Source organism: Vibrio sp. 10N.239.312.C11 (assembly GCF_041466065.1).
Classification (GTDB): domain Bacteria; phylum Pseudomonadota; class Gammaproteobacteria; order Enterobacterales; family Vibrionaceae; genus Vibrio; species Vibrio tasmaniensis_A.
On the sequence record NZ_JBFSRZ010000034.1, the window covers coordinates 1 to 26,342 of the forward strand.

Annotated in this window: 25 protein-coding genes and 1 pseudogene; 1 reads left to right on the forward strand and 25 read right to left on the reverse strand. The window is 44.7% G+C overall.

Features of this window, described 5'->3' with window-relative positions; translation table 11 throughout:
- Nucleotides 1-55 precede the first annotated feature (55 nt).
- The 20 genes and pseudogenes from AB6D07_RS14740 to trmJ all read right to left on the reverse strand — a co-directional run.
- Nucleotides 56-346: pseudogene (locus AB6D07_RS14740) on the reverse strand (diguanylate cyclase); the annotation flags it as partial.
- Nucleotides 347-636: 290 nt separating this feature from the next.
- A complete protein-coding gene (locus tag AB6D07_RS14745; protein ID WP_017103106.1) occupies nt 637-1,539 on the reverse strand; it encodes a metal-dependent hydrolase in 903 nt (300 codons plus the stop codon).
- A 132-nt stretch (nt 1,540-1,671) separates the two neighbouring features.
- Nucleotides 1,672-3,153 (reverse strand): ribosome biogenesis GTPase Der, encoded by a 1,482-nt coding sequence (der, locus tag AB6D07_RS14750; RefSeq protein ID WP_010440555.1) that lies wholly within the window; start codon nt 3,151-3,153, stop codon nt 1,672-1,674.
- Between the two features lie 158 nt (nt 3,154-3,311).
- Nucleotides 3,312-4,472, reverse strand: coding sequence for an outer membrane protein assembly factor BamB (bamB, locus tag AB6D07_RS14755; RefSeq protein ID WP_009848297.1), 1,161 nt, complete (start codon nt 4,470-4,472; stop codon nt 3,312-3,314).
- A gap of 10 nt (nt 4,473-4,482) precedes the next feature.
- Complete coding sequence (locus AB6D07_RS14760) at nt 4,483-5,097, reverse strand: YfgM family protein (RefSeq protein WP_017103107.1); 615 nt, start codon at nt 5,095-5,097, stop codon at nt 4,483-4,485.
- A 76-nt stretch (nt 5,098-5,173) separates the two neighbouring features.
- Complete coding sequence (gene hisS / locus AB6D07_RS14765; protein ID WP_009848295.1) at nt 5,174-6,442, reverse strand: histidine--tRNA ligase; 1,269 nt, start codon at nt 6,440-6,442, stop codon at nt 5,174-5,176.
- Nucleotides 6,443-6,512: 70 nt separating this feature from the next.
- Entirely contained in the window at nt 6,513-7,634 is a 1,122-nt protein-coding gene (gene ispG, locus AB6D07_RS14770) for a flavodoxin-dependent (E)-4-hydroxy-3-methylbut-2-enyl-diphosphate synthase (RefSeq protein ID WP_009848294.1), read from the reverse strand.
- Between the two features lie 7 nt (nt 7,635-7,641).
- Entirely contained in the window at nt 7,642-8,598 is a 957-nt protein-coding gene (rodZ, locus tag AB6D07_RS14775; protein WP_017099587.1) for a cytoskeleton protein RodZ, read from the reverse strand.
- Nucleotides 8,599-9,039: 441 nt separating this feature from the next.
- On the reverse strand, nt 9,040-10,182 hold the full coding sequence (locus AB6D07_RS14780) for a bifunctional tRNA (adenosine(37)-C2)-methyltransferase TrmG/ribosomal RNA large subunit methyltransferase RlmN (RefSeq protein WP_009848292.1): 1,143 nt from the start codon (nt 10,180-10,182) through the stop codon (nt 9,040-9,042).
- 453 nt (nt 10,183-10,635) lie between these two features.
- A complete protein-coding gene (ndk, locus tag AB6D07_RS14785) occupies nt 10,636-11,070 on the reverse strand; it encodes a nucleoside-diphosphate kinase (protein WP_004735101.1) in 435 nt (144 codons plus the stop codon).
- A gap of 106 nt (nt 11,071-11,176) precedes the next feature.
- The gene (gene pepB / locus AB6D07_RS14790) at nt 11,177-12,472 is read right to left on the reverse strand and encodes an aminopeptidase PepB (RefSeq protein WP_017099586.1); all 1,296 of its coding nucleotides are present in this window, start codon (nt 12,470-12,472) and stop codon (nt 11,177-11,179) included.
- Between the two features lie 205 nt (nt 12,473-12,677).
- Entirely contained in the window at nt 12,678-12,878 is a 201-nt protein-coding gene (gene iscX / locus AB6D07_RS14795; protein WP_004735099.1) for a Fe-S cluster assembly protein IscX, read from the reverse strand.
- Between the two features lie 92 nt (nt 12,879-12,970).
- A complete protein-coding gene (gene fdx / locus AB6D07_RS14800) occupies nt 12,971-13,309 on the reverse strand; it encodes an ISC system 2Fe-2S type ferredoxin (protein ID WP_004735098.1) in 339 nt (112 codons plus the stop codon).
- Nucleotides 13,310-13,329: 20 nt separating this feature from the next.
- Nucleotides 13,330-15,180 (reverse strand): Fe-S protein assembly chaperone HscA, encoded by a 1,851-nt coding sequence (hscA, locus tag AB6D07_RS14805; protein WP_017103108.1) that lies wholly within the window; start codon nt 15,178-15,180, stop codon nt 13,330-13,332.
- A 22-nt stretch (nt 15,181-15,202) separates the two neighbouring features.
- Nucleotides 15,203-15,718, reverse strand: a complete 516-nt coding sequence (gene hscB, locus AB6D07_RS14810; protein ID WP_009848288.1) for a co-chaperone HscB — start codon at nt 15,716-15,718, stop codon at nt 15,203-15,205.
- An 80-nt stretch (nt 15,719-15,798) separates the two neighbouring features.
- Entirely contained in the window at nt 15,799-16,122 is a 324-nt protein-coding gene (iscA, locus tag AB6D07_RS14815) for an iron-sulfur cluster assembly protein IscA (protein WP_372091794.1), read from the reverse strand.
- Nucleotides 16,123-16,223: 101 nt separating this feature from the next.
- Nucleotides 16,224-16,601, reverse strand: a complete 378-nt coding sequence (gene iscU / locus AB6D07_RS14820) for a Fe-S cluster assembly scaffold IscU (RefSeq protein WP_004735094.1) — start codon at nt 16,599-16,601, stop codon at nt 16,224-16,226.
- Between the two features lie 33 nt (nt 16,602-16,634).
- Entirely contained in the window at nt 16,635-17,849 is a 1,215-nt protein-coding gene (locus AB6D07_RS14825; protein ID WP_009848287.1) for an IscS subfamily cysteine desulfurase, read from the reverse strand.
- A 27-nt stretch (nt 17,850-17,876) separates the two neighbouring features.
- Nucleotides 17,877-18,398 carry a Fe-S cluster assembly transcriptional regulator IscR gene (gene iscR, locus AB6D07_RS14830; RefSeq protein WP_017099584.1) on the reverse strand — a complete coding sequence of 174 codons (522 nt, stop codon included), beginning with the start codon at nt 18,396-18,398 and terminating at the stop codon, nt 17,877-17,879.
- Between the two features lie 116 nt (nt 18,399-18,514).
- Nucleotides 18,515-19,243, reverse strand: a complete 729-nt coding sequence (gene trmJ / locus AB6D07_RS14835) for a tRNA (cytosine(32)/uridine(32)-2'-O)-methyltransferase TrmJ (RefSeq protein ID WP_017099583.1) — start codon at nt 19,241-19,243, stop codon at nt 18,515-18,517.
- Nucleotides 19,244-19,424: 181 nt separating this feature from the next.
- Between trmJ and suhB the strand changes: the two genes are divergently transcribed.
- Nucleotides 19,425-20,228: an inositol-1-monophosphatase gene (gene suhB / locus AB6D07_RS14840; RefSeq protein ID WP_009848284.1), complete on the forward strand. Its 804-nt coding sequence runs from the start codon at nt 19,425-19,427 to the stop codon at nt 20,226-20,228.
- A 309-nt stretch (nt 20,229-20,537) separates the two neighbouring features.
- Here suhB and secF read toward each other — a convergent pair whose 3' ends face one another.
- From secF to queA, 5 genes are all read right to left on the reverse strand, one after another.
- Nucleotides 20,538-21,485: a protein translocase subunit SecF gene (gene secF / locus AB6D07_RS14845; RefSeq protein ID WP_012603308.1), complete on the reverse strand. Its 948-nt coding sequence runs from the start codon at nt 21,483-21,485 to the stop codon at nt 20,538-20,540.
- Between the two features lie 14 nt (nt 21,486-21,499).
- Entirely contained in the window at nt 21,500-23,356 is a 1,857-nt protein-coding gene (secD, locus tag AB6D07_RS14850) for a protein translocase subunit SecD (RefSeq protein WP_009848282.1), read from the reverse strand.
- Between the two features lie 20 nt (nt 23,357-23,376).
- On the reverse strand, nt 23,377-23,706 hold the full coding sequence (yajC, locus tag AB6D07_RS14855) for a preprotein translocase subunit YajC (RefSeq protein WP_009848281.1): 330 nt from the start codon (nt 23,704-23,706) through the stop codon (nt 23,377-23,379).
- Between the two features lie 110 nt (nt 23,707-23,816).
- The gene (gene tgt / locus AB6D07_RS14860; RefSeq protein ID WP_009848280.1) at nt 23,817-24,953 is read right to left on the reverse strand and encodes a tRNA guanosine(34) transglycosylase Tgt; all 1,137 of its coding nucleotides are present in this window, start codon (nt 24,951-24,953) and stop codon (nt 23,817-23,819) included.
- Between the two features lie 194 nt (nt 24,954-25,147).
- Entirely contained in the window at nt 25,148-26,200 is a 1,053-nt protein-coding gene (gene queA / locus AB6D07_RS14865; protein WP_017099581.1) for a tRNA preQ1(34) S-adenosylmethionine ribosyltransferase-isomerase QueA, read from the reverse strand.
- Nucleotides 26,201-26,342 lie beyond the last annotated feature (142 nt).

Sequence of the window (26,342 nt, forward strand, 5' to 3'; positions counted from 1 at the left end):
CTTTGAAAAGCGAAATGTCGCTTAGCTAAGTGTCCAGTCTGACTGGAGCAGATCACATGACAGCTTTCTTAAGTGCCGCCGCTTCGCCACAGGAACCAATTCCGGCACCAACACCCACCCCTTCTATCTGCTGGTTATAAAAATCAGGCAAGTTTGGAGCATATTCTAAATGTAATGTATTCGATTCGGGGTTTAGCAATAGGATAGAGGCCATCCTTTGACCAAAAATCTGCTCGGTGAGTTGAATGATCTTGCGATTTAATTCTTTGCGATTCAATCCAAGGGCAAGCTTTCGAAGCAAACTGTTTACTGCTCGGTGACCTTCTAATAAAAATTGTTGTTTCATTCACTAAAGCTTTCAATTATATGGTGGGAACAGCCTGTTCTTATGCAAGCCTGTATACTGGTCAATATTAACACACTAAATTACCACAACACACCACCGAAGATCATAGGTTGATCTTTTGCTTTATCTACTTTGATCAGCGATCTACCCCAAAAAGAATATTTATATCACCACACACCGAAAGCATAAGTTACATATACTGCATTTCAATTTAAAATGGAATATATAACCAAAAATAAGAAAATAAAACCAACAATGCAGAATAATCTATTTTCGATCTTTAATTGAGATCATCGAGATACACACGTCTGCATTTCGATATGTTGGTCATCTAATTGGGTTAACTTAACCGACAATGCCTTAAGTTCTGAAGTATTGTCGATGTGAGTACCACCACACGGAATAGACACTAAAGTCTCGTCATCTAGCTGCCATTCCCAGTAGCGAGAGTCTGTTAACGCCTCACCTTCTAGTCTCATCGTTACAAGAGTCGATTCAGCAAGCCAGCCTGCAATCATCTGGTTGATATTGGCCTCAATGCCATCAAGGTTCGTTAGCATGTCAGCAACGTTCAGACCGCGTTTCTTCAAGGTTTTACCTAAACGATACTTATCGGTACACAACTCTGGAGTCACAAAGCTAGTCACCTGTGCGTAGCTATTGAAGTCATAGCTGCCGAGTGGATCTTTTCTGTCCGCATCTTTACGCCAGTAACTCTCAGCCAATACTTTATTCAACGCTAAGAAAGCAACATGTCCGGCACTATGACCGCGGCTCAAACTGGCTTGGTGCTCTTTATCAACCGACAACACGACTTCGTCGTTAACCTTAATCATGGAAGCTGATACAGGTAGCTGGTGGACAACCACAAACGCCCACCCTTCCGTATCACGCTTAACAGGGATATCTGCTGCAATATAAAGATTTCCAGTAGATTGCTCTATTGCACCGACAAGGCAATCTTCAACAATATACTGTTCACCACCTACGCTGACAAAACCTCGGTCTGCTGGGTGATCGGGCCAAATATGACTCACAGGGTGGAAAGGTGTCACGTCAGTGATCAAGTGAGTTTTGCTGTCGTCACTTTCAACGTACACCGCTTTTGCATTGAGCAGCCAAGTTTGATGACAAAATTGAGTGATGGTTGGTGTGATTGCTGACGCTGGTGTAATCAAATCGCTAGTGGTCATATCATTCTTCTTTTGGAATCTAGTCTAAGTCGCTAGCTGATAACGGAATCAAAGACGCGATTATCAGATAACGTGAATTTTACTTAAAAAAATACCCGAGACAGGCTCGGGTATCAAATCTATTGGAAAGGTTTACTTACGACCTTTAACCATGCTCATCATACGTTTACGTTTACGTTCTTGAGAAATTGTCAGCTTGTTAGTCTTAGCTTCAAATGGGTTCTCGCTGTTCTGGAATTGAATGCGAATAGGTGTACCCATAATTTCTAGTGAACGACGGTAGTAGTTCATCAAGAATCGTTTGTATGAATCTGGCAAGTTACGTACTTGGTTACCGTGGATAACGATAATCGGTGGGTTGTAGCCACCAGCGTGCGCGTATTTCAATTTAACACGACGACCACGAACCATAGGTGGTTGGTGATCATCAGTCGCCATCTTCATGATACGAGTAAGTACAGAAGTACCAACACGAGTCGTTGCTGACTTATAAGCTTCTTGAACAGACTCGAACAAGTGACCAACACCAGTACCGTGAAGTGCAGAGATAAAGTGAATACGTGCGAAATCAACGAAACCTAAACGACGATCTAGTTCTTTCTTAACACGATCTTTAACGTCGTTATCTAGGCCATCCCACTTGTTTACGGCAATAACAATTGAACGACCAGCATTCAACGCAAAGCCTAACAAGCTTAGATCTTGATCTGAGATGTTCTCGCGAGCATCGATAAGCAGTAATACAACGTTAGCATCTTCAATCGCTTTCAGTGTTTTAACCACTGAGAACTTCTCAACTGTTTCGTTGATATTTTTACGGCGACGAACACCCGCAGTATCAATCAGAACGTATTCACGCTCATCACGCTGCATCGGAATGTAGATAGAGTCACGAGTTGTACCTGGCATATCGTAAACAACAACACGTTCTTCACCAAGAATACGGTTAGTTAGTGTTGATTTACCTACGTTAGGACGACCAATGATCGCTAGCTTAATCGGTTGATCTTGAAGGCGCTTGAATTCTTCTTCCGCTTCTTCTTCAGTGAAATCAACTTGCTCTTCTTCTTCGTCTTCAAATTCAGTTAAATCGCTTACTTCACCATTCTCAGCTTTTAACGCTTCAGCGAATGGGTTTAGAGCAAGATCAATCAACGCTGTTACACCACGACCGTGCGCTGCAGCGATTTGGTACATGTCTTCTACGCCTAGTTGCCAGAAATCAGCACTTGCAGCATCAGGGTCGATACCATCAACCTTGTTTACTACTAGCATTGAAGGCTTTTCTAGTTGACGAAGGTGCTTAGCAATAGCTACGTCTGAAGGTGTTAGACCCGCACGGCCATCTACCATAAATAGAACGACATCAGCTTCATCAATCGCCGCTAGCGACTGTTCAGCCATTTTAGTTTCAACACCTTCTTCGGTACCGTCGATACCACCAGTGTCGATAACAATAAAGTCATGCTCGCTAAAATGAGCATGGCCGTATTTACGGTCACGCGTTAAGCCAGGGAAATCCGCAACCAATGCATCACGAGTTCGAGTCAATCGGTTAAATAACGTAGATTTACCTACGTTCGGACGCCCTACTAGAGCAACAACAGGTACCATAACAACCTCTACAATTTCTTCTCTAAATGTAGTTATAGGTAAGCACTTGATCGCAAGTTTAAACTCTTACCTATAACCACACGGTTTATTAATTTATAACAACAAAACGGCTCCTAGCTGTTACCAACCAGGAGCCGACTGTGAATTATATCACGCTTTTATTGGCTAATCGTTAGTTTCTTTACATCGCCATTGCGAGTCGTCACTAAGTAGCCTTCAGGCATTTCAATTGGCGCAACCGCAAAGCCGCTATCATCGACCAACTGTTGAGCAACAAACTCACCCGATGAACGATCTAACCAGTGCAGATAACCTTCAGTATCACCAACAACTACATAACCATTAATAATAGCAGGTGCTGTCAGTAAGCGGTTTTCTAACAATGGAGTGCTCCACAGTTCAGTACCACTACGCGCATCAACCGCAACCACATGGTCTTTGTCAGTCACAACGAACAAACGGCTACCATCACTCGCTAAATCAATCGCTGACGAGTAGTTACGTTTCCAAACTGGCTTACCAGAACGAAGATCGATAGCAATCAGCTGACCATTGATACCTACGGTATACAGGGTGCCACCAAGAACAACCGGTGATGCATCCACATCAACTAAACGATCGATTTCCGTTGCACCTTTTGGCGTGCCTACTGGCTGTTGCCAAATAAGCTGACCACGATCAACGATAGCTGCGGCTAAACGACCATTTGCCGTACCCCAGAATACACCACCTGAAACAGTAACAGGCGAGCTATCGCCACGAAGTGTTAGGCTTGGTACTTCGGTACTGATGGTCCATTTTTGCTCACCGCTTTCTTGATCTAACGCGGTCAACATGCCACGACTGGTATGAACAATAACCATGTTGCTTTCAGTTGCAGGGGATGCAAGCACCTCACCATTCACTGATACACGCCACAGCTCTTCACCGGTTGATTCATCCAGCGCGATCACTTCGCCATTTTCAGAACCAACAAATACCTTACCGTAAGCTGCCGTTAAGCCACCCGATAAACGAGCCAGTACTTCTTTCTCAAGATCGACTTTCCAAAGCTCTTTACCTGTTTCAGGGTCAAGCGCTTTAACCATACCTTCACGGCTTGCAACAAATACTTTGTCGTAAGCCAATTCTGGCGTTAGTTTTGAAAAGTAGTGACCAACACCATCACCAACCGACGTAGACCATTCCTGGCTAGGAGTAAACTCGCTGTTTACCGTTGGTACTGGTGCCATGATTACGGTGTCTTCTTCACTTGCACAGCCCGCTAGCAGGCCAAGAGCAATCGCACACAACGCCGCTTTTGGAAACATCTTCTTCATTCAAAGCGCCTTATTTAGCTAGGTCGTCAAGTTTGATTTGAAGCGTTTGGCTCGCATCAGCAGCTTGTTGAGCTTCAGAGTAAGCACTGTAAGCTGCATCTGTGTCGCCTTTACGAAGTGAGATATCACCACGCAGTTCAGCAACACGGCCAGTCCAAGATTCGTCAGTCATCGCTTCAAGATCAGTCAATGCTGCGTCAAATTCACCTTGCTCAGCTTTGAGACGAGCAACACGGTAAGTCAGTAGTGGCGCTAATGCCGCGTCCTTAGTTGCCGATTTTGCCCACTCAAGTTGTTCTAGTGCAGCAGCAAGGTCACCCGCTTGAACTTGCGCTTTTGCTAATTGCATAGCAGCAAGTACTGAATATTCAGCGTCTTTGTTTGCGTCGATGAAAGCTTGAATATCAGATTGAGCATCAACGCCTTTAGCATCTAGAGCTGAGATTGCAGAGGTGTAGCTTTCTGAAGCGGCTTCACGCGCTTCAACGACTGAATCTTGGTAATAGCGCCAACCAAATAGGCCACCTAAACCAATAACCGCACCAAAGATTACGGCTTTGCCATTCTCTTTCCACCAATCTTTAATGGCTTCAACTTGTTGCTCTTCGCTATCGTAAAGTTCCACTTCCTGTCCTCTTTAATTCTTTAAACGCCAGCATAGTGCTGACGTTGATAATCATGATGAGCGTTTGCTCAATGGCTTAGATTAACGCAGCAACTTTTTCTGCAACTTCCGTTTGAGACACGGTTTGTTGCTCGCCGCCAACCAAATCTTTTAGCACAACTGTATTGTCAGCAACTTCGTTCTCACCAAGTACCAACGCCACAACAGCACCTACTTTGTCAGCACGTTTGAATTGCTTCTTGAAGTTACCACCACCGAAGTGGTTCATCACACGTACGCCTTCAACGTTATCGCGTAATTGATTCGCTAACTGCATGCCCGCGATCATTGTACCTTCGCCAGCAGCAACCATGTATACGTCAACACTACGACGAACTTCTGTAAGTTCTAGCGTTTCCATCATAAGGACTAGACGCTCTAGACCCATAGCGAAGCCAACAGCATTGGTTGCTTTGCCGCCGAGTTGTTCAACAAGACCATCGTAACGGCCACCACCACATACTGTACCTTGGGCACCAAGGCTGTCTGTGATCCACTCAAATACGGTGCGGTTGTAGTAATCTAGGCCGCGTACTAGACGCTCGTTAACTTGGTATTCGATACCAACAGCGTCAAGAAGTTCACACAAACCAGCAAAATGTTGCTTCGATTCTTCACCTAGATATTCAGATAGTCGAGGTGCGTCACCTAAGATAGCTTGAACATCCGGGTTCTTAGTATCCAGAACACGTAGAGGGTTAGTGTGCATGCGACGTTTGCAGTCTTCATCTAGCACATCAATGTGTTGCTCAAGGAAAGCCACTAACGCAGTACGGTAGCTTACGCGATCTTCTTGAGAACCGATTGAGTTCAATTCAAGACGAACGTGCTTATCGATACCTAGTTCACGCCATAGACGTGCTGTCATCATAATAAGTTCAGCGTCAACATCTGGGCCGTCTAGGCCAAACACTTCAACACCACATTGGTGGAATTGACGGTAACGACCTTTTTGAGGACGCTCGTGACGGAACATTGGGCCCATGTACCATAGGCGCTGTTCATCACGGTTAATAAGGCTGTTTTGAATACATGAACGTACACAACCTGCTGTTCCTTCTGGACGCAGCGTTAGACTGTCACCATTGCGGTCATCAAAGGTGTACATCTCTTTAGAAACAACGTCTGTCTCTTCACCAACCGCACGGCTAAATAGGTTTGTTTCTTCAACGATAGGCATACGTACTTCGTTGTAACCGTATGCGCTCACCACACTTTTAACTGCGCTTTCTACTTTCTGCCACAGTGGTGATTGAGTTGGAAGGCAGTCGTTCATGCCTCGAATTGCTTGGATATTTTTAGCCACAGTATTTATTCCGTAATTTCTCACGACCAGGTATCAGTGCGAATAGACAATCACACCCCATCGCGTTGTATTAATCTTCTAAGTTTTCTACATCAATGCGATTTGCTTTATCAAGCACTGATGCTTTTGCACGAATCTTAGCTTCAAGTTTGTCGACAAGGTCATCGTTATCGAAGCGCTCTTTCTGACGCTTACCGTCTTCGTAAAAAGCACTCTTACGTGCACTACCAGCTAGACCTAAGTGAGACACTTCAGCTTCACCAGGGCCGTTAACCACACAACCGATGATAGATACATCCATTGGAGTAATCACGTCTTCTAGGCGCTCTTCAAGGGCATTAACGGTGTTAATAACATCGAACTCTTGACGAGAACAGCTCGGGCACGCAATGAAGTTGATGCCACGCGAGCGAATGCGCAAAGATTTAAGAATATCAAAGCCAACTTTGATCTCTTCAACAGGATCAGCCGCGAGCGAAATACGCAGCGTATCGCCGATACCTTCAGAGAGAAGCATGCCTAAACCTACCGCTGACTTCACAGAACCTGCACGCGCACCACCCGCTTCGGTAATGCCAAGGTGAAGAGGTTGATCAATCTGCTTAGCAAGCAAACGGTAAGAACCGACGGCTAGGAATACATCAGACGCCTTAACGCTGACTTTAAATTGATCAAAGTTCAAACGGTCTAGGATGTCTACGTGACGCATTGCAGATTCAACAAGCGCTTCTGCTGTAGGCTCTGTGTATTTCTCTTGGATCTCTTTTTCAAGAGAACCGCCGTTAACACCAATACGAATCGGGATATTCATATCACGAGCACAATCCACAACAGAGCGAATGCGGCTTTCGTTACCGATGTTACCTGGGTTGATACGCAGACAGTCAACGCCGTATTCAGCCACTTTAAGTGCGATACGGTAGTCGAAGTGAATATCAGCAACCAAAGGAACAGAGACCTGCTGCTTGATTAGCTTAAAGGCTTCAGCGGCATCCATAGTCGGTACAGATACGCGAACGATATCAGCGCCAACTTTTTCCAGAGCTCTAATTTGAGCAACGGTCGCGGCTACATCTGTTGTTCTTGTGTTGGTCATGGATTGCACAGCAATTGGTGCACCATCACCGATCGGCACATCACCCACATAAATACGGGTTGATTTGCGACGAATAATAGGAGATTCGTGTTGCATATTAACTCTAAGGTAAGGTTATTCTAGCTACTTTGCCTGAAGTATACCCAGAAAGGTCGACAGGTTCACTTGCAAATGTCATCGATACGCCCTCTGGCGCACCTAGAATCACTTTATATGGCGCAGTTCCTGATAGATTTAACGACTGGCCTGCTTTTTTGATGCCAGTCGACAAGGTTTTGCCCGAAGCATCTTTCACTTGGATCCAGCAATCAGCAGAGAACTGCATCACTAACTCGTTAATCACAGCTTCAGGCGCAGTGCTTGCTTCAACAGCTTCTGCATTAACAGCATTAGCAGCAACTTCAGCAGTTGGTTCTGTCTCTGTTGCTTGCTGTGCAGTAGTTTCGTCAGTTGATGTAACAGAATCTTCCGCATCGCTTATCGCAGCAAGGTCATCAGTACCTTCAACAACAGAAGTACCCTCTTCATTTTGTTCAGCTTCTATCACTTCTAAAGAGGTGAATTCAGGGGCAAGTGATTCTTCTACAGCTAGCTCTTCTGAGCTTTCAGTATTAGCTAAAGATTGAGATAGGGTGTCTTGTTGTTGGTTCTGCCACCACCACAGTGAGGAGATACCCGCAATTACCGCAAAAATGCTCCAAGTAAGGATCATAATACGGCTGTTGTGCTTCTCGGTTTTGGTCTTACGAGAAAAGCTCAACATTTCTTGTTCTTGATGTTGAGCGTCACCAGCATGATGGAGTGCGCTCAATACGACCTTTTCGTCAAGATTGACGTATTTCGCGTATGAACGAATGTAGCCACGCATAAAGGTGGCAACTTGATCTGACTCGAATTGGTTTTCTTCAATTTGTTGGATCAGCGTAACGCGCAGCTTTAAACGATCAGAAATCTGCTTTTGTGTTAAACCAAGAGATTCTCGTTTATTTTTAAGCAGCGTTCCCGCTTCGATTTCTGGAGCGACAGTTTCTTTTGTTTGTGTTTCGTGTTCTGTGTTCATAGAGAGTGAACTTCTAAAGTATTATCGCAGGTTGATGAGAGCATTTTTATTGTCGTTTAAGCTCAATCTAACAACCCACTTTATGTGGAATTTTTCCTGTTATCTAAATCATCAACCCTTAAAGACGAACATCACCCATTGACTATGGATGACCTTCTCAGGAAGCTAGTTTATCAAGTAGCCAACCTAAATAGACACATTGACGATTATCGGGTAACAAGCGAGCACTTAAATTAATTTAAGATGAGTTAATCATAAGCTAATGCCATTGCAAGGCAAAAACACTTTAAACAAAATTTACCGTCAGCTCATGGTTTTGTCCAAAATTTGACGAAAAATGTAAGAAAGCATGGGGAAAAAATCCAATTATTGGAAATTCACCTTCCAGAAAAGCAACAAGCCAGAAGGAATCCTTCTGGCTTGTTTAGATCTAAATGGTATTTAAACCGCTTTTACTTGAATCACATCACCTGCGATCAAGTTAGCTTCAGAGGCGGCTTTCAGCATTTTAGTACGCTTGGTTCTATCAATAACATCACCAACCAGCTGACCACATGCGGCATCAATATCATCACCACGAGTTTTACGAACCGTAACTGTGTAGTTGTATTCCATCAGCGTTTTTTGGAAGCGATCAATACGAGAGTTGCTTGGCTTCTTATAAGGCGACCCCGGATAAGGGTTAAATGGAATCAAGTTGATCTTACAAGGCGTATCTTTCATTAGCTCAGCAAGTTCACGAGCGTGGTCCATATCATCATTCACATGATCCAATAGAACGTACTCAACCGTTACTTTGCCGCGGTTAGCATTTGAAGAAGCAATGTAGCGACGAACCGATGCTAGGAAGTCTTGGATATCCCAACGGTCGTTGATTGGCATGATTTGGCTACGTAGTGCATCGTTTGGTGCGTGTAGAGAAATCGCCAGAGCTACATCGATGTTATCTGTCATCTGATCAAGACCAGAAACAACACCAGATGTTGATACTGTTACACGACGCTTAGACAGTGAGAAACCCAGATCATCAAGCATCAGCTCCAATGATGGAATTAGGTTCTTCATGTTCAATAGAGGTTCACCCATACCCATCATTACGACGTTAGTAATTGGACGACGACCCGTTTCTTTCTCTAAACCGATTTCACGTGCTGCACGCCAGATTTGACCAACGATCTCTGAAACTTTCAGGTTACGGTTGAAGCCTTGTTGAGCCGTAGAGCAGAATTTACATTCAAGCGCACAACCTACTTGCGAAGATACACATAGCGTCGCACGATCACCATCTGGGATGTATACAGTCTCAACGTCTTGGTCACCAACGCTCATCGCCCATTTAATGGTGCCATCCGCAGAGTGCTGAGCTTCAGAAACGATAGGTGCAACAATCTCACAGCGATGCAGCAGTTTCTCACGTAACTTTTTGTTGATGTTGTTCATTTGTTCGAAGTCATCGACACCGAAGTGATAAATCCACTTCATCACTTGCTCTGCTCGAAACGCTTTCTCATTCAGTTCTTCTGTGAAAAATTTACGAAGACCTTTACGATCAAAATCGAGTAGATTGACTTTAGCTGTGGTCATGATGCCTCTCAATGACGGAACAATAATTAAGGGCGCGAATTGTACAGCCTTTACGCAACTTCAACAAGCACTGTAAAACCTTGTGTTTACTAAGACATTCAAACTTAGGTGATTAAAATTTACACAGTCAAATTTACCTGCTTAAGTTTGGCCAATTCAAAGAGAGATTCCCGATTACGCTCCTCCGTCGCTTTCGGGAATGACGGGCTTTAACCACCTAATACTCGCGCCCTCTCCGACCTCCTACTAACGCTGCTCGTTATCTTCGCAGCCTTACAACTAACGCGACTTGTTCGTCATTCCAGAACCGAGGAACGAGGTACTGGAATCTCCGACAGCACACTGAGACTCCCAACAGCTTCCCTCGTCACTACCGAAAAAAAACTAGAGCTCACCAGAAACGAAAAAGGCTTCACCGAAGTGAAGCCTTTATTGAGACTTGCTGTTGTCTGCTTATTCAGCTGGACGCGGGCAAATTTCAGATTCTGGGAAGAAGAATTCGATTTCGCGAGCCGCAGATTCAGGGCTATCACTGCCGTGTACTGAGTTGTAACGCATGCTGATTGCGTAGTCAGCACGGATAGTGCCGCATGCAGCTTCTTCTGGGTTAGTTTTACCCATTAGTTCACGGTAACGAGCGATCGCATTTTCGCCTTCAAGTACTTGAACCATGATAGGACCAGAAGTCATGAACTCTTTTAGTGGTCCAAAGAACTCTTTACCTTCATGTTCTGCATAGAAGCCACTTGCTTGCGCTTCTGTAAGAGAAACCATTTTAGCGGCAATAATCTGTAGGCCAGCTTTTTCAATGCGGTGGTAGATTTCACCGACAAGGTTACGCTTAACTGCATCCGGCTTAACAATTGAGAACGTTCTTTCTAGAGCCATAGGGATTCCTTCACTTCATTTTTTTGTTATTAAATACTGAAATTACTAAGATCATTCGATCTGAGTTTATGAATAAGCGGTATCGAAATACCGCTCACTCTTATTATTATTTTGCTTGGTCGATAAGAAGACGAGCCAGTGTACGAACACCCATACCGGTCGCGCCTGCAGCCCACTTATCACTTGATGACTTGCGGTAAGTACCCGCGCAATCCATGTGAATCCAACCTTTTTTGTAGTCATCTACAAAGTAAGAAAGGAACGCGGCAGCTGTACTTGCACCCGGAGTGTAATCACCAGAGCTAATGTTTGAAAGATCAGCAAAGTTTGAAGGCAACATACCACGGTGGAAATCAGCAAGCGGCAATGGCCATAGACCTTCTTTCTCTTGGTTCGCAGCCGTTAGTGCTTGATGAGACAACTCATCATCAAAGCTCAATAATGCGTGGTAGTCGTTACCTAATGCATTTTTAGCCGCGCCGGTTAGCGTTGCACAGTCGATGATCAACTCTGGATTCTGAGCGCTTGCGAACATCAGGCCATCAGCTAAAACTAAACGACCTTCCGCATCGGTATTCATGATCTCGACAGTCTTACCATTTTTGTAAGTAATGATGTCGCCAAGCTTCAATGCACGACCAGAGATCATATTCTCAGCACAACATAAGATAAGCTTAATGCGCTTGTTCAGGCCACGTTCAATCGCTAGACCTAAACCACCGGTAATAGTCGCTGCGCCACCCATGTCAGCCTTCATTGCTGTCATGAATTGACCTGGCTTAATGCTGTAACCGCCTGAGTCGAAAGTGATACCTTTACCCACAAGACAAGCAAACACGGGTGCGTTTTCATCGCCGGTTGGGTTGAAGTCCAGTTGAAGCATTGCAGAAGTACGTTCAGAGCCGCGGCCTACCGCATAGATGCCTTCCCAACCTTCAGTTAGGAGATCTTTGTCTTTAACGATTTTCGCTTTAACAGTGCCTGCTGGTGCCACTGACTTGATGTATTCAGCTGCCATTGTCGCTAATTGACGAGGGGCAACTTCTTCAGCCGTTTTGTTTATGATGTCACGCGTCCAATCTGTCGCGCGGATACGTGCTTCCAATTCAACCTGATCAGCTTCAGCTAGAGTATCCCACTCCAATGCATTCTTTTTCTTTGGTCCACGGTAGCCTTGGTAAAAAGCCCAAACACTTTCTAGATCCCAGCCTTTACCGCTAAGTGCAACCAATGCGATACCTTGTCCGTCAAGCGTACGACCCGCACGTTGAACCGCGCCTAGATCGTGGCCTTCACCAATGTGAATTGTCGCTCCCGCTTCTGAGAACGATAAAATAGCTCTTGCTCCCCACTGAGGCTGGGCAGCTTCTTGACTTAAAAATACTGACATCTGTGTAGACATGATTTCTCCTTGTCATGAACCACTTTGAGTATGTGATTCTGATTGTTTTTTATTAGCGCACTGATGTTAGCATTATGTAGGAGGAAAATGTCATTTTGATAAAAAAACGGACCATAAGGTCCGCTTTTTTTAGTAAGAATTGTTAACTTGGCTGCGTTTTACATTGGACTGAACCAACCCGCGACCAAGTGATTAGACAAGAGGATTAATCCATCTCATCCATCCAGCACAATATAATGGCCTCTAGAATTTTCTCATTCGAGTGATTCGGCTCATCATCAAAATCTTCAAGATCTAGCACCCATTGATGCAAGTCCGTAAAGCGTACTGTTTTAGGATCGGTATCTGGGTATAAATCACATAGTTCAATCGCAATATCTCGCGAATCAATCCATTTCAAACTCATAACATTTCCTTATCTTTATCAGCGACGATTTGTCATCTTAGTGACTTATATTCTATGCCAGTTTTACTAACACGTTTAGTCGAGCTGAGTTCTTAGTGCTCTTCAGAAGCTAAGTTCAGTGTGTACTTTGGAATCTCAACCACTAGGTCAGTATCAGCTACTTTAGCTTGGCAACCAAGACGAGATTCCATTTCCAGACCCCATGCTTTATCAAGCATATCGTCTTCTAGGTCATCACTTTCTTCTAATGAGTCGAAACCTTCACGAATCACGACGTGACATGTAGTACATGCACACGACTTCTCACATGCGTGTTCAATACCAATACCGGCCTTCAATGCAACATCAAGAACCGTCTCACCAGTTTTTGCTTCTAAAACAGCGCCTTCTGGACATAGATCTTCGTGAGGTAAAACAATAATCTTTGGCATGTTTATCTATTCTCTAACTATTAAATATTATCGACTGACTGACCTGACAGTGCAGCTCGAATTGATTTATCCATACGACGAGAAGCAAAGTCTTGGCTCGCTTTGTCGGTATTCTTAATTTCTAGTTCGATGGCATCAGCGCTTTCGCCATTGCGCACTTCAATCAGTGCTTCAATAGCTTGTAGAAGGTGCTGCTTTTCTTGCTCATCAAGCAGCTCATCGCCATCAGCTTGCATTGCTGCAATAAGGCCTTCGATAACACGATCTGCTTCTACACGTTGTTCAGCAAGAGCACGCGCTTGCATGTCTTCTTTAGCAAACGTCATCGAATCTTTCAGCATGCTCGCCACTTCATTATCGCTTAAGCCGTAAGACGGTTTAACCTGAATTTCAGCTTGAACACCTGTGCTCTTCTCCATAGCAGTAACCGATAGCAGGCCATCAGCGTCTACTTGGTAAGTCACACGAATATGCGCCGCACCAGCCGCCATTGGTGGAATACCTTTTAGAGCAAAACGAGCCAATGAACGACAGTCATCCACCATCTCACGTTCGCCTTGCACGGTGTGCACTGTCATTGCAGTTTGACCGTCTTTGAACGTGGTAAATTCTTGTGCGCGAGCAACAGGGATCGTGGTATTGCGTGGAATGATCTTTTCGACCAAGCCACCCATAGTTTCGATACCGAGGGAAAGCGGGATAACATCAAGCAGCAGCATTTCAGAGTCAGGTTTGTTGCCGACTAAGATGTCCGCTTGGATAGAAGCACCAATCGCAACCACTTCATCTGGGTTTATGCTGGTTAATGGCGTACGACCAAAAAAGTCACCCACCATTTCACGGACAAGCAATGTACGAGTTGAACCGCCGACCATCACGACTTCTAGAACATCATCCGCGTCAACTTCAGCATCTTTCAATGCACGACGGCACGAAAGCAGTGTTTTCTTAACCAGTGGCTTGATGATCTCTTCAAACTCTTCACGAGTTAATGAACCAGCCCAACCCAACACTTCAACATTAACGCTTTCAGCTTCAGATAAGCCAATCTTCGCTTCTGTTGCTGCATCTAGAAGAATACGATTCTGTTCTGCGGTTAGCTCTGATAAGCCCATTTGCTCTTGGAAGTGCTCTGCGATCAAGTGGTCAAAGTCGTCTCCGCCTAATGCAGAGTCGCCACCCGTTGCTAATACTTCAAAAACACCTTTAGACAGGCGTAAGATAGAGATATCAAACGTGCCACCGCCAAGATCATAAACCGCAATCACCCCTTCTTTACCTGAATCCAGACCGTAAGCAATCGCTGCCGCAGTCGGTTCATTAAGAAGACGTAACACGTGAAGACCAGCAAGTTGAGCCGCGTCTTTCGTACCAGCACGCTGTGCATCATCAAAATACGCAGGAACCGTAATTACGGCGCCAGATAACTCACCGCCTAGCGTAGACTCAGCACGTTGACCAAGCGCTCGTAGAATATCAGCAGAAACCTGGATTGGGTTCTTGTTGCCTTGTTCTGTACGGATCACAGGTAAACCATTATCACTTTCTTCAAACTGATATGGCAGAGACGGGTATCGCTGTTGAATATCTGACAGTGAACGACCGATTAATCGCTTAACTGAGATAATGGTATTTTTAGGGTCAGTCTGCGCGTTAGCACGAGCTTCATCGCCAGTGGTGTACGACTCTGACGTATAGTGAACAACTGAAGGTAAAATGCTTCGACCTTGTTGATCAACGAGTGTACTTGCCTCGCCACTGCGTACTGCAGCAACCAACGAGTTTGTTGTACCTAAATCAATACCCACAGCAAGCTTGTGCTTGTGAGGAGCGGCGCTTTGCCCTGGTTCTGCAATCTGAAGTAGTGCCATGGATGTGTCCTTGTTATACAAACTAGCCGATCAAACGATCTTCAACTAATTCGATTTCATTCTTTAATTTTGCAATAAACTTAAGCTTTCTTACTCGGTCTGCAGCTTCTAGCCAAGCTTCGCTTTCGAGTTCTTGTTGGATAGCGCTTAATTGTTGTTTATACATTTTGCTAACCTTGCCTTCAAATGCAAATAGCGCATCTTCGGGATCAGAACTGTCTGCGATATCTTCTAGCTCTTCACGCAGTTCCATTTGCTCCATCAGGAACATCGGATCTTGCATGGTTTGTTGTTCGCCACGAATGTCTTCACCGTGTTGAACTAGCAGGTATTCTGCTCGGCTGATTGGATTCTTCAATACCTGGTACGCATCGTTGATCTGTGCCGCTTTTTGCACGGCTAATAAGCGGTCACGCTCAGAAGCTATCGCAAATTTATCAGGATGGAATTGGCGTTGCAGATCTCTAAACTGAGAAGAAAGAAGGCTACCATCCAGTTGAAACTGAAGTGGTAGCCCAAATAATTCGAAATGATTCATGTAAAGGTGGTCCTAAGTTTAGGCTCTTTGTTCAGAGCCTAATTTTATTCTTCGCTTACAACGCTTAACGATTCAAGCGTTTAAACATTGAAGCTCTCACCACAACCACATTCGCCTTTCGCGTTCGGGTTGTTGAATTCAAAACCTTCGTTTAGGCCTTCTTTTACATAATCAAGCTCAGTACCATCTAGGTATACTAGGCTCTTTGGATCAATGATGACCTTAACACCTGAATGCTCAAACACTTCGTCTTCTTCGTTAAGCTCGTCAACGAATTCCAGTACATACGCCATACCCGAACAGCCAGTAGTTTTTACTGCTAAGCGTAACCCGAGACCTTTACCACGGTTATCTAGGAAAGCTTGAACTCGGCTTACTGCCGTATCTGTCATGGTGATGGCCATACTACAACCTTGTGTTTTATATAAATTGAGAACTCAGGGGGAGCACAAAGGATGCTCCCAAATATTACTTTTTTATCGACGTAATTGCGTTATTGAAGCGATTAGTGCTTCTTTTTGTAATCCGCAACAGCTGCTTTGATTGCATCTTCAGCAAGAATTGAACAGTGAACTTTCACTGGTGGCAACTCAAGCTCTTCTGCGATTTCAGAGTTTTTAATAGCAGCTGCTTCATCAATACTTTTACCTTTAACCCACTCAGTTACTAGTGAGCTAGAAGCGATTGCGCTACCACAACCGTAAGTCTTGAATTTTGCGTCTTCAATAATACCTTCTGCAGATACTTTGATTTGCAGTTTCATTACGTCACCACAAGCCGGTGCGCCAACCATGCCGCTACCTACACTTGGGTCTTCTTTATCAAACGAACCTACATTACGTGGGTTTTCGTAGTGATCAATTACTTTTTCGCTATATGCCATGATAGTTACCTCGAATCCTCTATTTCCGTGAGATTAGTGATGAGCCCACTCAACAGTGTTCAAATCAATCCCTTCTTTATACATATCCCATAGAGGAGACATGTCGCGTAATTTATTTACCGCTACACGAATTTGTGCAATCGCGTAGTCGATTTCTTCTTCCGTTGTAAAACGGCCGAATGAGAAACGTACTGAGCTGTGTGCCAGTTCATCGTTCAGACCAAGAGCACGTAAAACGTATGAAGGCTCTAGGCTTGCTGATGTACATGCAGAACCTGATGATACTGCTAGGTCTTTTAGAGACATAAGCAGAGATTCACCTTCAACAAAAGCAAAGCTCACGTTTAGGTTGTGTGGTACACGTTGGTCTAAGTCGCCGTTTACGGTTACTGCTTCTAGATCTTGAACACCTTTCAATAGGCGCTCACGAAGTGCTAGTGCGTGATCGTAATCTTTCTGCATGTCTTGCTTAGCGATAGCAAACGCTTCGCCCATACCCACGATTTGGTGAGTAGCAAGCGTACCAGAACGGAAACCACGTTCATGACCGCCACCGTGCATTTGCGCTTCAAGGCGAATACGTGGCTTACGACGAACGTACAAAGCACCGATGCCTTTAGGGCCGTATGCTTTGTGTGCAGACATAGAGATAAGATCAACTTTCATCTCTTTTACGTCTAGTGGGATTTTACCCGCAGACTGCGCCGCATCAACGTGGAAGATGATCTTGCGTGCACGACATAATTCGCCGATTGCACCGATATCTTGGATTACACCAATCTCGTTGTTTACGTGCATGATAGAAACTAGAACAGTATCTTCACGCATTGCAGCTTGTAGCTTGTCTAGATCAATGATGCCGTTTGCTTCTGGCTCAAGGTATGTCACCTCAAAACCTTCACGCTCTAATTGGCGACATGGATCAAGAACCGCTTTGTGTTCTGTTTTGCACGTGATTACGTGCTTACCTTTCTTCTCGTAAAAGTGCGCAGCACCTTTGATAGCAAGGTTATCTGACTCTGTAGCACCTGACGTGAAAACAATCTCACGTGGGTCTGCATTTAGTAGATCGGCAATTTGCTCACGAGCATTATCTACTGATTCTTCTGCCTGCCAGCCGTAACGGTGTGAACGAGATGCAGGGTTACCGAAGTTACCGTCCATCGTCATGCACTGAACCATTTTTTCAGCAACACGTGGATCGACTGGGCATGTAGCTGAATAGTCAAAGTAAATAGGCAGTTTCATTTTCTACTCCAATGTAAAAACTGACCGCTAAGAGCGGGCATTAACACCGTGAGGTGCTGCACTAATCGTTGTAGTGCTCGTATTTTTATGTGCAAAACCATTATTAACCGCAAGATCGATATCTTGACGATCAGAAATCTCTAAAACTTCGTTATCTTTCATTAGCTCACCGAGCGTAATGTCGTTTAAGAAGCTGCTGATTCGGGAGCTTAAATCACGCCATAAAGTGTGAGTTAAACAACGAGTACCGCCTTGGCAATCTGCTCGACCGTGACACTTAGTTGCATCGACTGATTCGTCAACTGCAGCAATTACAGTTCCGACAGCGATGTCGCCCGCTTCAGCACCTAAACGGTAACCACCGCCAGGACCACGAACACTAGCAACCAAGCCAGCTTTACGTAACTTAGAAAAAAGTTGTTCTAAGTAAGATAACGAGATGCCTTGTCGCTCTGAAATATCAGCCAGAGGAACTGGGCTTTTTTGCGAATGCAGTGCTACATCTAGCATAGCTGTTACCGCATATCTTCCTTTAGATGTAAGTTTCATATCACACCGTATCCACATTGTTTATGTGGTTGGAATTTTCCCATACCCGACTAAATTGGTCAAGTATTTAGTTGACTATTTTAGTCAGGTATTCACCCTTAAGGTTTGCATGGGCTTTATTTGTCGTTTTTGCTCTTCTCAATTGAAGTCAAAATGCCGCGTAGAGTGTTGATCTCTTGCAGCTCTGGACGAGCTCGACTGAACAAACGACGTAGCTTATTCATCACCTGACCCGGCTTAGCCATAGAGATAAATTGGGTATCAATGATCACTTTTTCAAGGTGCTCATAGAACATTTCTAGTTCTTCGTGACGAGGGTACTCATCTTGTTGCTGCGGCTGGTACTGGCTCGCCACCATATCAAGGTGTGCTACACGCACTTCATAGCTAAGAGTCTGTACTGCCATTGCTAGGTTTAGTGAGCTGTATTCGGGGTTTGCAGGAATACATACATGGAAATGACACTTCTGAAGTTCATCATTGGTTAAGCCTGTACGCTCACGGCCGAACACTAACGCTACAGGGTGCTTTTGACCTTCAACTGCAAATTTTTGTCCACATTCACGCGGCTCAAGCATTGGCCATTCAAGCGTACGAGAGCGAGCACTCGAACCAACCACCAAACCACAGTCTTTTACTGCTTCATCCAGTGTAGAAACGATGGTCGCGTTTTCCGCGATGTCACCTGCACCCGCAGCCAGTGCTAAGGTCTGCTCGTCAACTTCACATTGAGGGTCTACAAGAACTAACTGACTCAAACCCATCACTTTCATTGCGCGAGCTGCTGATCCGATATTTCCCGAATGAGACGTACCAACCAGAACGACTTTTACATTGTCTAACATGCTATATGACACCACTTTAAAAATAATCGCGAGATATTAACACATAGCTAAGTAAAATGGTCAGACCCTTCTCGGAATGTGAAATCAAGAGTTCAAAAAATAACCACTTCCCTTTTGGGGAAACTTTGGTATACTCGCCGCCGCTTTAAACTGTTCTTTAACATCTTGTGGGAAAAACCATATGCATCCAATGCTAAACATTGCGATACGCGCTGCGCGTAAAGCTGGCAACCATATTGCTAAATCTCTAGAAACAACTGATAAGATCGAATCGTCTCTAAAAGGTAACAATGATTACGTTACTAACATTGCTCAAGAAGCTGAGTACATGATCATTGAGACAATCAAATCATCTTACCCAGAGCACAGCATTATTTCTGAAGAGTCAGGCCTAACTGAAGGTAAAGATTCTGACGTACAATGGATCGTTGACCCACTAGATGGCACCAACAACTTTGTAAAAGGTTTCCCTCACTTCTCAGTATCTATCGCTGTTCGCATGAACGGTCGTACAGAAGTTGCTTGTGTTTATGACCCAATGCTAAACGAGCTATTCACAGCTCAACGTGGCGCTGGCGCTCAACTTAACAACGCTCGTATGCGTGTTACTCAACTAAAAGACCTTCAAGGTACTGTTCTAGCGACTGGTTTCCCATTCAAGCAAAAACAACACTCTGAATCTTTCATGAAGATCATCTCTGGTCTATTCGTTGATTGTGCTGATTTCCGTCGTACTGGTTCTCCAGCTCTTGACCTATGTTACCTAGCGGCTGGCCGTGTTGACGGTTACCTAGAACTAGGCCTTAAGCCATGGGATCTAGCAGCTGGCGATCTAATCGCTCGTGAAGCTGGTGCTATCATGACTGACTTTGCTGGCGGCACTGATTACATGACCTCTGGTAATGTTGTTGCTTCAAGCGCACGTGGTGTTAAGTCTATTCTTAAGCACGTTCGTGAGAACTCTAACGAAGGTATGCTGAAGTAATTCAGACCTTGCGTTAATGCTCTCTAGTTAAGAGCAGAAGATTTTCAAAGCCTCGCTATTGCGAGGCTTTTTTGTATCCGCGATACGAGATACGACCAAAATGTCGGTTAGTTACAGTGAACACAAATCACTGCTCTGTCGGCTGTATTTAGATCGTCACTAGATAGTGACTTTGGCACTTGGTATTGGTATTGGTAAATACGACAATGTTCAGTCGGTTCCAAAAGCTAACCCACAATATACAGACATAAAAAAACCGCTAGTTGCCCAGCGGTTTTTTTGGTTTAGCGAAAGTTGTTAAGCCGTGGCCTAAGGCATTTCGTCAAACTCTTCACCTTCTTTATCCACTTGTGGTGGCATTAGGTGTTCACGCGTAATACCCAACTTCATAGCTAGTGCAGATGCAACGTAGATAGAAGAGTAAGTACCAACGGTAATACCCAGTAGAAGTGCAGTCGCAAAGCCGTGAATCATAGCGCCGCCCTGAACGAACAGTGCGATAACTACGAATAACGTTGTACCAGAAGTGATCAATGTACGGCTCAATGTTTGTGTGATTGAGCTGTTCAGCACTTCAGGTGCCTCGCCTTTACGCATCTTACGGAAGTTCTCACGAATACGGTCAAATACCACGATGGTATCGTTAAGGGAGTAACCGACTACCGTTAGCAAGGCTGCTACGATGGTAAGGTCGACCTCAATTTGCATTAGAGAGAACACACCTAGTGTGATGATAACGTCGTGCGCTAGGGCTAATACAGCACCTGCAGCTAATCGCCATTCAAATCGCACTGATACGTAGATCAAGATACAGATAAGAGAAACAAGGATAGCAAGGCCACCAGCTTCTGTTAATTCGTCACCTACGTTAGGACCAACGAACTCGATACGACGCATCTCAACTTGCTCACCAGTACCATCTTTAATTGCAGACAGGATTTGGTTACCAAGCGTTTCGCCCGCAACACCATCACGTGGACGTAGACGAACCATTACCTCACGCGCAGAACCAAAGTTCTGAACCGTAGCATCACCAAAGCCTTCAGCTTCTAATGCGCTTCGAATGTCAGGTAGGTTTGCTGGCTCCTCAAAGCCCACTTCAATCAGAGTACCGCCGGTAAAATCTAGACCCCAATTCAACGATTTCGTTGTTAGGGTGAAGATAGCCGTACCAATCATCAAGATTGAGAATAAAAAGGCAACCTTTGACCAACGCATGAAGTCGATCATTTTGTCTGCTTTTAGAATCTGAAACATATTAATTCCTAGCCTTAGATCGACAGTTTCTTAACGCGTTTGCCGCCATACATCAGGTTCACGATACAACGTGTTCCGATAATAGCTGTAAACATTGAAGTCAAGATACCGATTGATAACGTTACCGCAAAGCCTTTAATCGCACCTGTACCGACAGCAAATAGAATGATTGCTGTTAGTAGTGTGGTGATGTTGGCATCGGCGATTGTACTAAATGCGTTTGCATAACCTTGGTGAATCGCTTGTTGTGGACTACGTCCATCTCGAAGTTCTTCACGTATACGCTCAAAGATAAGAACGTTGGCATCGACTGCCATACCGACCGTCAATACGATACCGGCAATGCCTGGTAGCGTCATTGTCGCGCCAGGAATCATCGACATCACACCAATAATCAACACCAAGTTAGCCATCAGAGCGACGTTCGCAATCAAACCGAAAGTACGGTAGTAAAGCAGTGTAAACAGCATTACTGCAGCCATACCCCAAACCATCGCCATGATACCCATATCGATGTTTTGTTGACCCATAGATGGACCAATCGTACGTTCTTCTACAATCGAGATAGGCGCAATCAATGCACCTGCACGTAGTAGAAGTGCCAAGTTATGAGCTTCAGCCGTTGAGTCGATACCTGTAATACGGAAGTTACGGCCAAGCGCAGATTGAATCGTCGCTTGGTTAATCACTTCTTCGTGCTTACTTAGGATCACTCGGCCTTCAGGTGTTTTACGACCGCTATCTTTATACTCTGCAAATACGGTTGCCATTAGCTTACCGATATTTTGACGAGAGAATGTAGACATCTTGCTACCACCTTCGCTGTCTAGCGAGATGTTAACTTGTGGGCGACCATATTCATCAACACTTGAGCTTGCATCTGTAATGCTAGAACCGCCTAAGATAACGCGTTTCTTAAGTACTACAGGACGACCATCACGGTCTTGCTTGATTTCACTACCAGCAGGAGCACGGCCAGAAGCTGCAGCGGCCAAATCGGCACTGCTGTCCACTTCACGGAATTCAAGAGTCGCGGTTGCGCCTAAAATTTCTTTAGCACGAGCCGTGTCTTGAACACCTGGCAATTCCACTACGATACGGCTAGCACCTTGACGTTGAACCAAAGGCTCAGCAACACCAAGTTCGTTAACACGGTTACGTAGAATAGTAATGTTTTGCTCTACCGCATAATTGCGGATTTCTTGAAGACGAGTTTCAGTGAAGTTAGCAATCAAAGAGAAACGACCGTTAGATTCTGAATCTACGAACGTCATATCTTGGTGCTTAGATTGCAGAAGCGATTTCGCTTCAGCAAGCTGCTCTTCGTTACGCAGAATCACTTCAACCGCATCTTTACCCGATGGGCGAATAGCACGGTAGCGGATTTTCTCTTCACGAAGTTCACTGCGGAACGCTTCTTCTTGTTGGCCAACCAGTTTTTGCATCGCAGCGTCCATATCCACTTCCATTAAGAAGTGAACACCACCACGTAGATCAAGACCCAGTTTCATTGGTGCAGCACCAATAGATTCAAGCCAATCAGGAGTTGAAGCCGCTAGGTTTAAAGCTACGATAACGTCATCACCGAGTGCTTCTGTGATGATATCACGGGCACTGATTTGCGTATCTGTATCGTTAAATCGAACAAGAATGGAACCGTTTTCGAGAGCAACGGATTTAGTAGAAAGGTTTTCTGCTTCAAGAGCATTGGTGACAGCATCCAGCGTAGACAGATCTACAGAGGCGCCACGCGCCCCTGTAACTTGAACTGCCGGATCTTCACCGTATATATTTGGAAGTGCGTACAACGCAGCGATAGCGATGGCAAACATCACCATCAAATACTTCCATAACGGATAACGGTTTAGCACAGCGAGGATCCTCTAGCTGTTTATAGTGATTTCAGAGTACCTTTTGGTAGCACTGCTGTAACGAAGTCTTTCTTGATAACGACTTCGTTGTTTGCGTTCAGTTCGATAGCAACGTAGTCGCTGTCTTCAGCAATCTTAGTGATCTTGCCGATTAGGCCGCCGCTTGTAAGAACTTCATCACCTTTGCCCATAGAAGACATAAGGCTCTTGTGCTCTTTAACACGCTTAGCTTGTGGACGGTAGATCATGAAGTAGAAGATCACAGCGAACATACCTAGCATGATAAGCATTTCGAAACCGCCGCCTGCTGGTGCACCTTCTGCTGCTGCGTGAGCTTGAGAAATAAACATTTAAAACATCCTCTATTATATTTTCGTAATTGTTTGTCTAATTGGGTCGTATCCCTTTATTTTCAAGCCCCATCACTCGGAAGAGAGATAGGGCTCGCAAAAAAGAAATACTAAGATTCTTTACCTAGTGGTGGCACTTCACGCCCCATTCTTGCGTAGAACTCTGCAACGAACTCTTCAAAGCGGTCTTCATCGATAGACTGACGAATGTCTGACATTACTCGTTGGTAGAAACGCAGGTTGTGAATCGTGTTCAGTCGAGCACCTAGGATTTCGTTACAACGATCCAAATGGTGTAAGTACGACTTGCTGTAGTTCTTACAAGTGTAACAGTCACAATCTGAATCTAGTGGTGTTGTATCGGTTTTATGCTTCGCATTACGGATCTTGATCACACCTTCCGTTACAAACAGGTGGCCATTACGTGCATTTCGCGTTGGCATAACACAGTCAAACATATCGATACCGCGACGAACACCTTCAACCAAGTCTTCAGGTTTGCCTACACCCATTAGGTAACGAGGCTTATCTTCAGGCAGTTGAGGACATGTGTGCTCAAGAATGCGGTGCATATCTTCTTTTGGTTCACCTACTGCTAGACCACCTACTGCGTAACCGTCAAAGCCAATTTCTGTTAGGCCTTTAACGGATACATCACGAAGGTCTTCGTATACGCCACCTTGAACGATACCGAATAGTGAGTTCGGGTTTTCTTGCTTATCAAAGTGATCGCGTGAACGCTGAGCCCAACGAAGAGACATCTCCATTGAGTCTTTAGCTTCTTTGTGAGTTGCAGGATAAGGCGTACATTCGTCAAAGATCATTACAATGTCTGAACCTAGATCCTTTTGGATTTCCATCGACTTCTCAGCGTCCATGAAAATCTTGTCACCGTTTACAGGGTTACGGAAATGAACACCCTCTTCAGTGATTTTACGCGTTGCACCTAGGCTGAATACTTGGAAGCCACCTGAATCAGTCAAGATAGGACCTTTCCAGTTCATGAAATCGTGCAAATCACCGTGCAGTTTCATGATTTCTTGACCAGGACGTAGCCATAGGTGGAATGTATTACCTAATAGGATTTCAGCACCTGTGTCTTTTACTTCTTCAGGTGTCATGCCTTTAACCGTACCGTAAGTACCTACAGGCATGAATGCTGGGGTTTCAACGGTACCGCGTTCAAACTGAAGTTGACCACGACGTGCGCCGCTATTAGTTTTTTTAAGTTCGTATTTTAATTTCACGAAGCCTCCAATATGCCAGAGAAACAATCTGACTGTTAATTCAGAACCTTAGGCCAAACAAAAGTTCAGTCTAGTGGGTTCTATGAGGAGCGGTCGCGTATTCCTTGCGAGAGATTAGACAGACACCCTGCCCGACTCCTAGCTTACTGCTAGCACCCGTAAATTCTGCTTATATCGTTTATAACCAGCTAAAATTAGCTCGTTTTCTTATTGATGAACATCGCATCACCGTAGCTGAAGAAACGGTATTCGCTCTTCACTGCGTGATCGTATGCGCCCATCACATTGTCGTAGCCAGCAAATGCACTCACCAACATAATCAGCGTTGATTCTGGTAAGTGGAAGTTGGTAATCAAGCAATCCACCAGCTGATATTCATAACCAGGGAAGATGAAGATTTCTGTGTCACCAAAGAAAGGAACTAACTCAGTGCCATTTTTCAATGCATCTTGAGCCGCACTTTCTAGTGAACGCACAGAGGTTGTACCAACGGCAATAATACGCCCGCCACGTGCTTTTGCAGCAGCTACGGCATCCACCACTTCTTGCGGTACTTCAACGTACTCAGCATGCATGTGGTGGTCATTGATATTATCGACTTTTACTGGCTGGAACGTACCAGCACCAACGTGAAGTGTCACGTAAGCAAACTCAACACCTTTTTCTTTCATGTCAGCCATTAGCTTATCATCAAAGTGAAGGCCTGCTGTTGGCGCAGCAACCGCACCCGGCTTTTCATTATAGACAGTTTGGTAGCGCTCTTTATCGGCGTCTTCATCTGGACGATCGATGTAAGGAGGCAGTGGCATGTGACCAACACTGTTAAGAATCTCTAAAACGCTTTGATCGGATGTGAAATGGATTTCAAATAACGCATCATGACGTGCCACCATTTCAGCTTCATACTCATCGTTCTCACCAAGGAACAATTTGGTACCCGGTTTCGGTGATTTAGAACAACGAACATGCGCAAGAATGCTTTTCTCATCCAGCATACGTTCAACCAACACTTCAAGCTTACCGCCTGATGCCTTGCGACCGAATACACGAGCAGGAATCACGCGAGTGTTATTAAAAACAACAAGATCGCCTGGCTCAACCAAGTCTAAAACGTCTTTAAACGAACCATCAGCTAGGTTGCCATTGTTGCCATCTAATTTAAGTAGGCGGCTTGCTGTGCGCTCCTCTTGAGGGTAGCGAGCAATGAGTTCATCTGGTAGGTCAAAGTGAAAATCTGAAACTTGCATGTGTCGAGTCTTGTCTTAGTTGATGATATTAATGCCGTTGACGAATATTAAGTCGAAGTTGCCGAACAATCGTTTCGGTAAGTAAATCGTTACCAGAAACACATCGTAAACATGACTAAAAATTTCGCAGTGGGCTAGTATA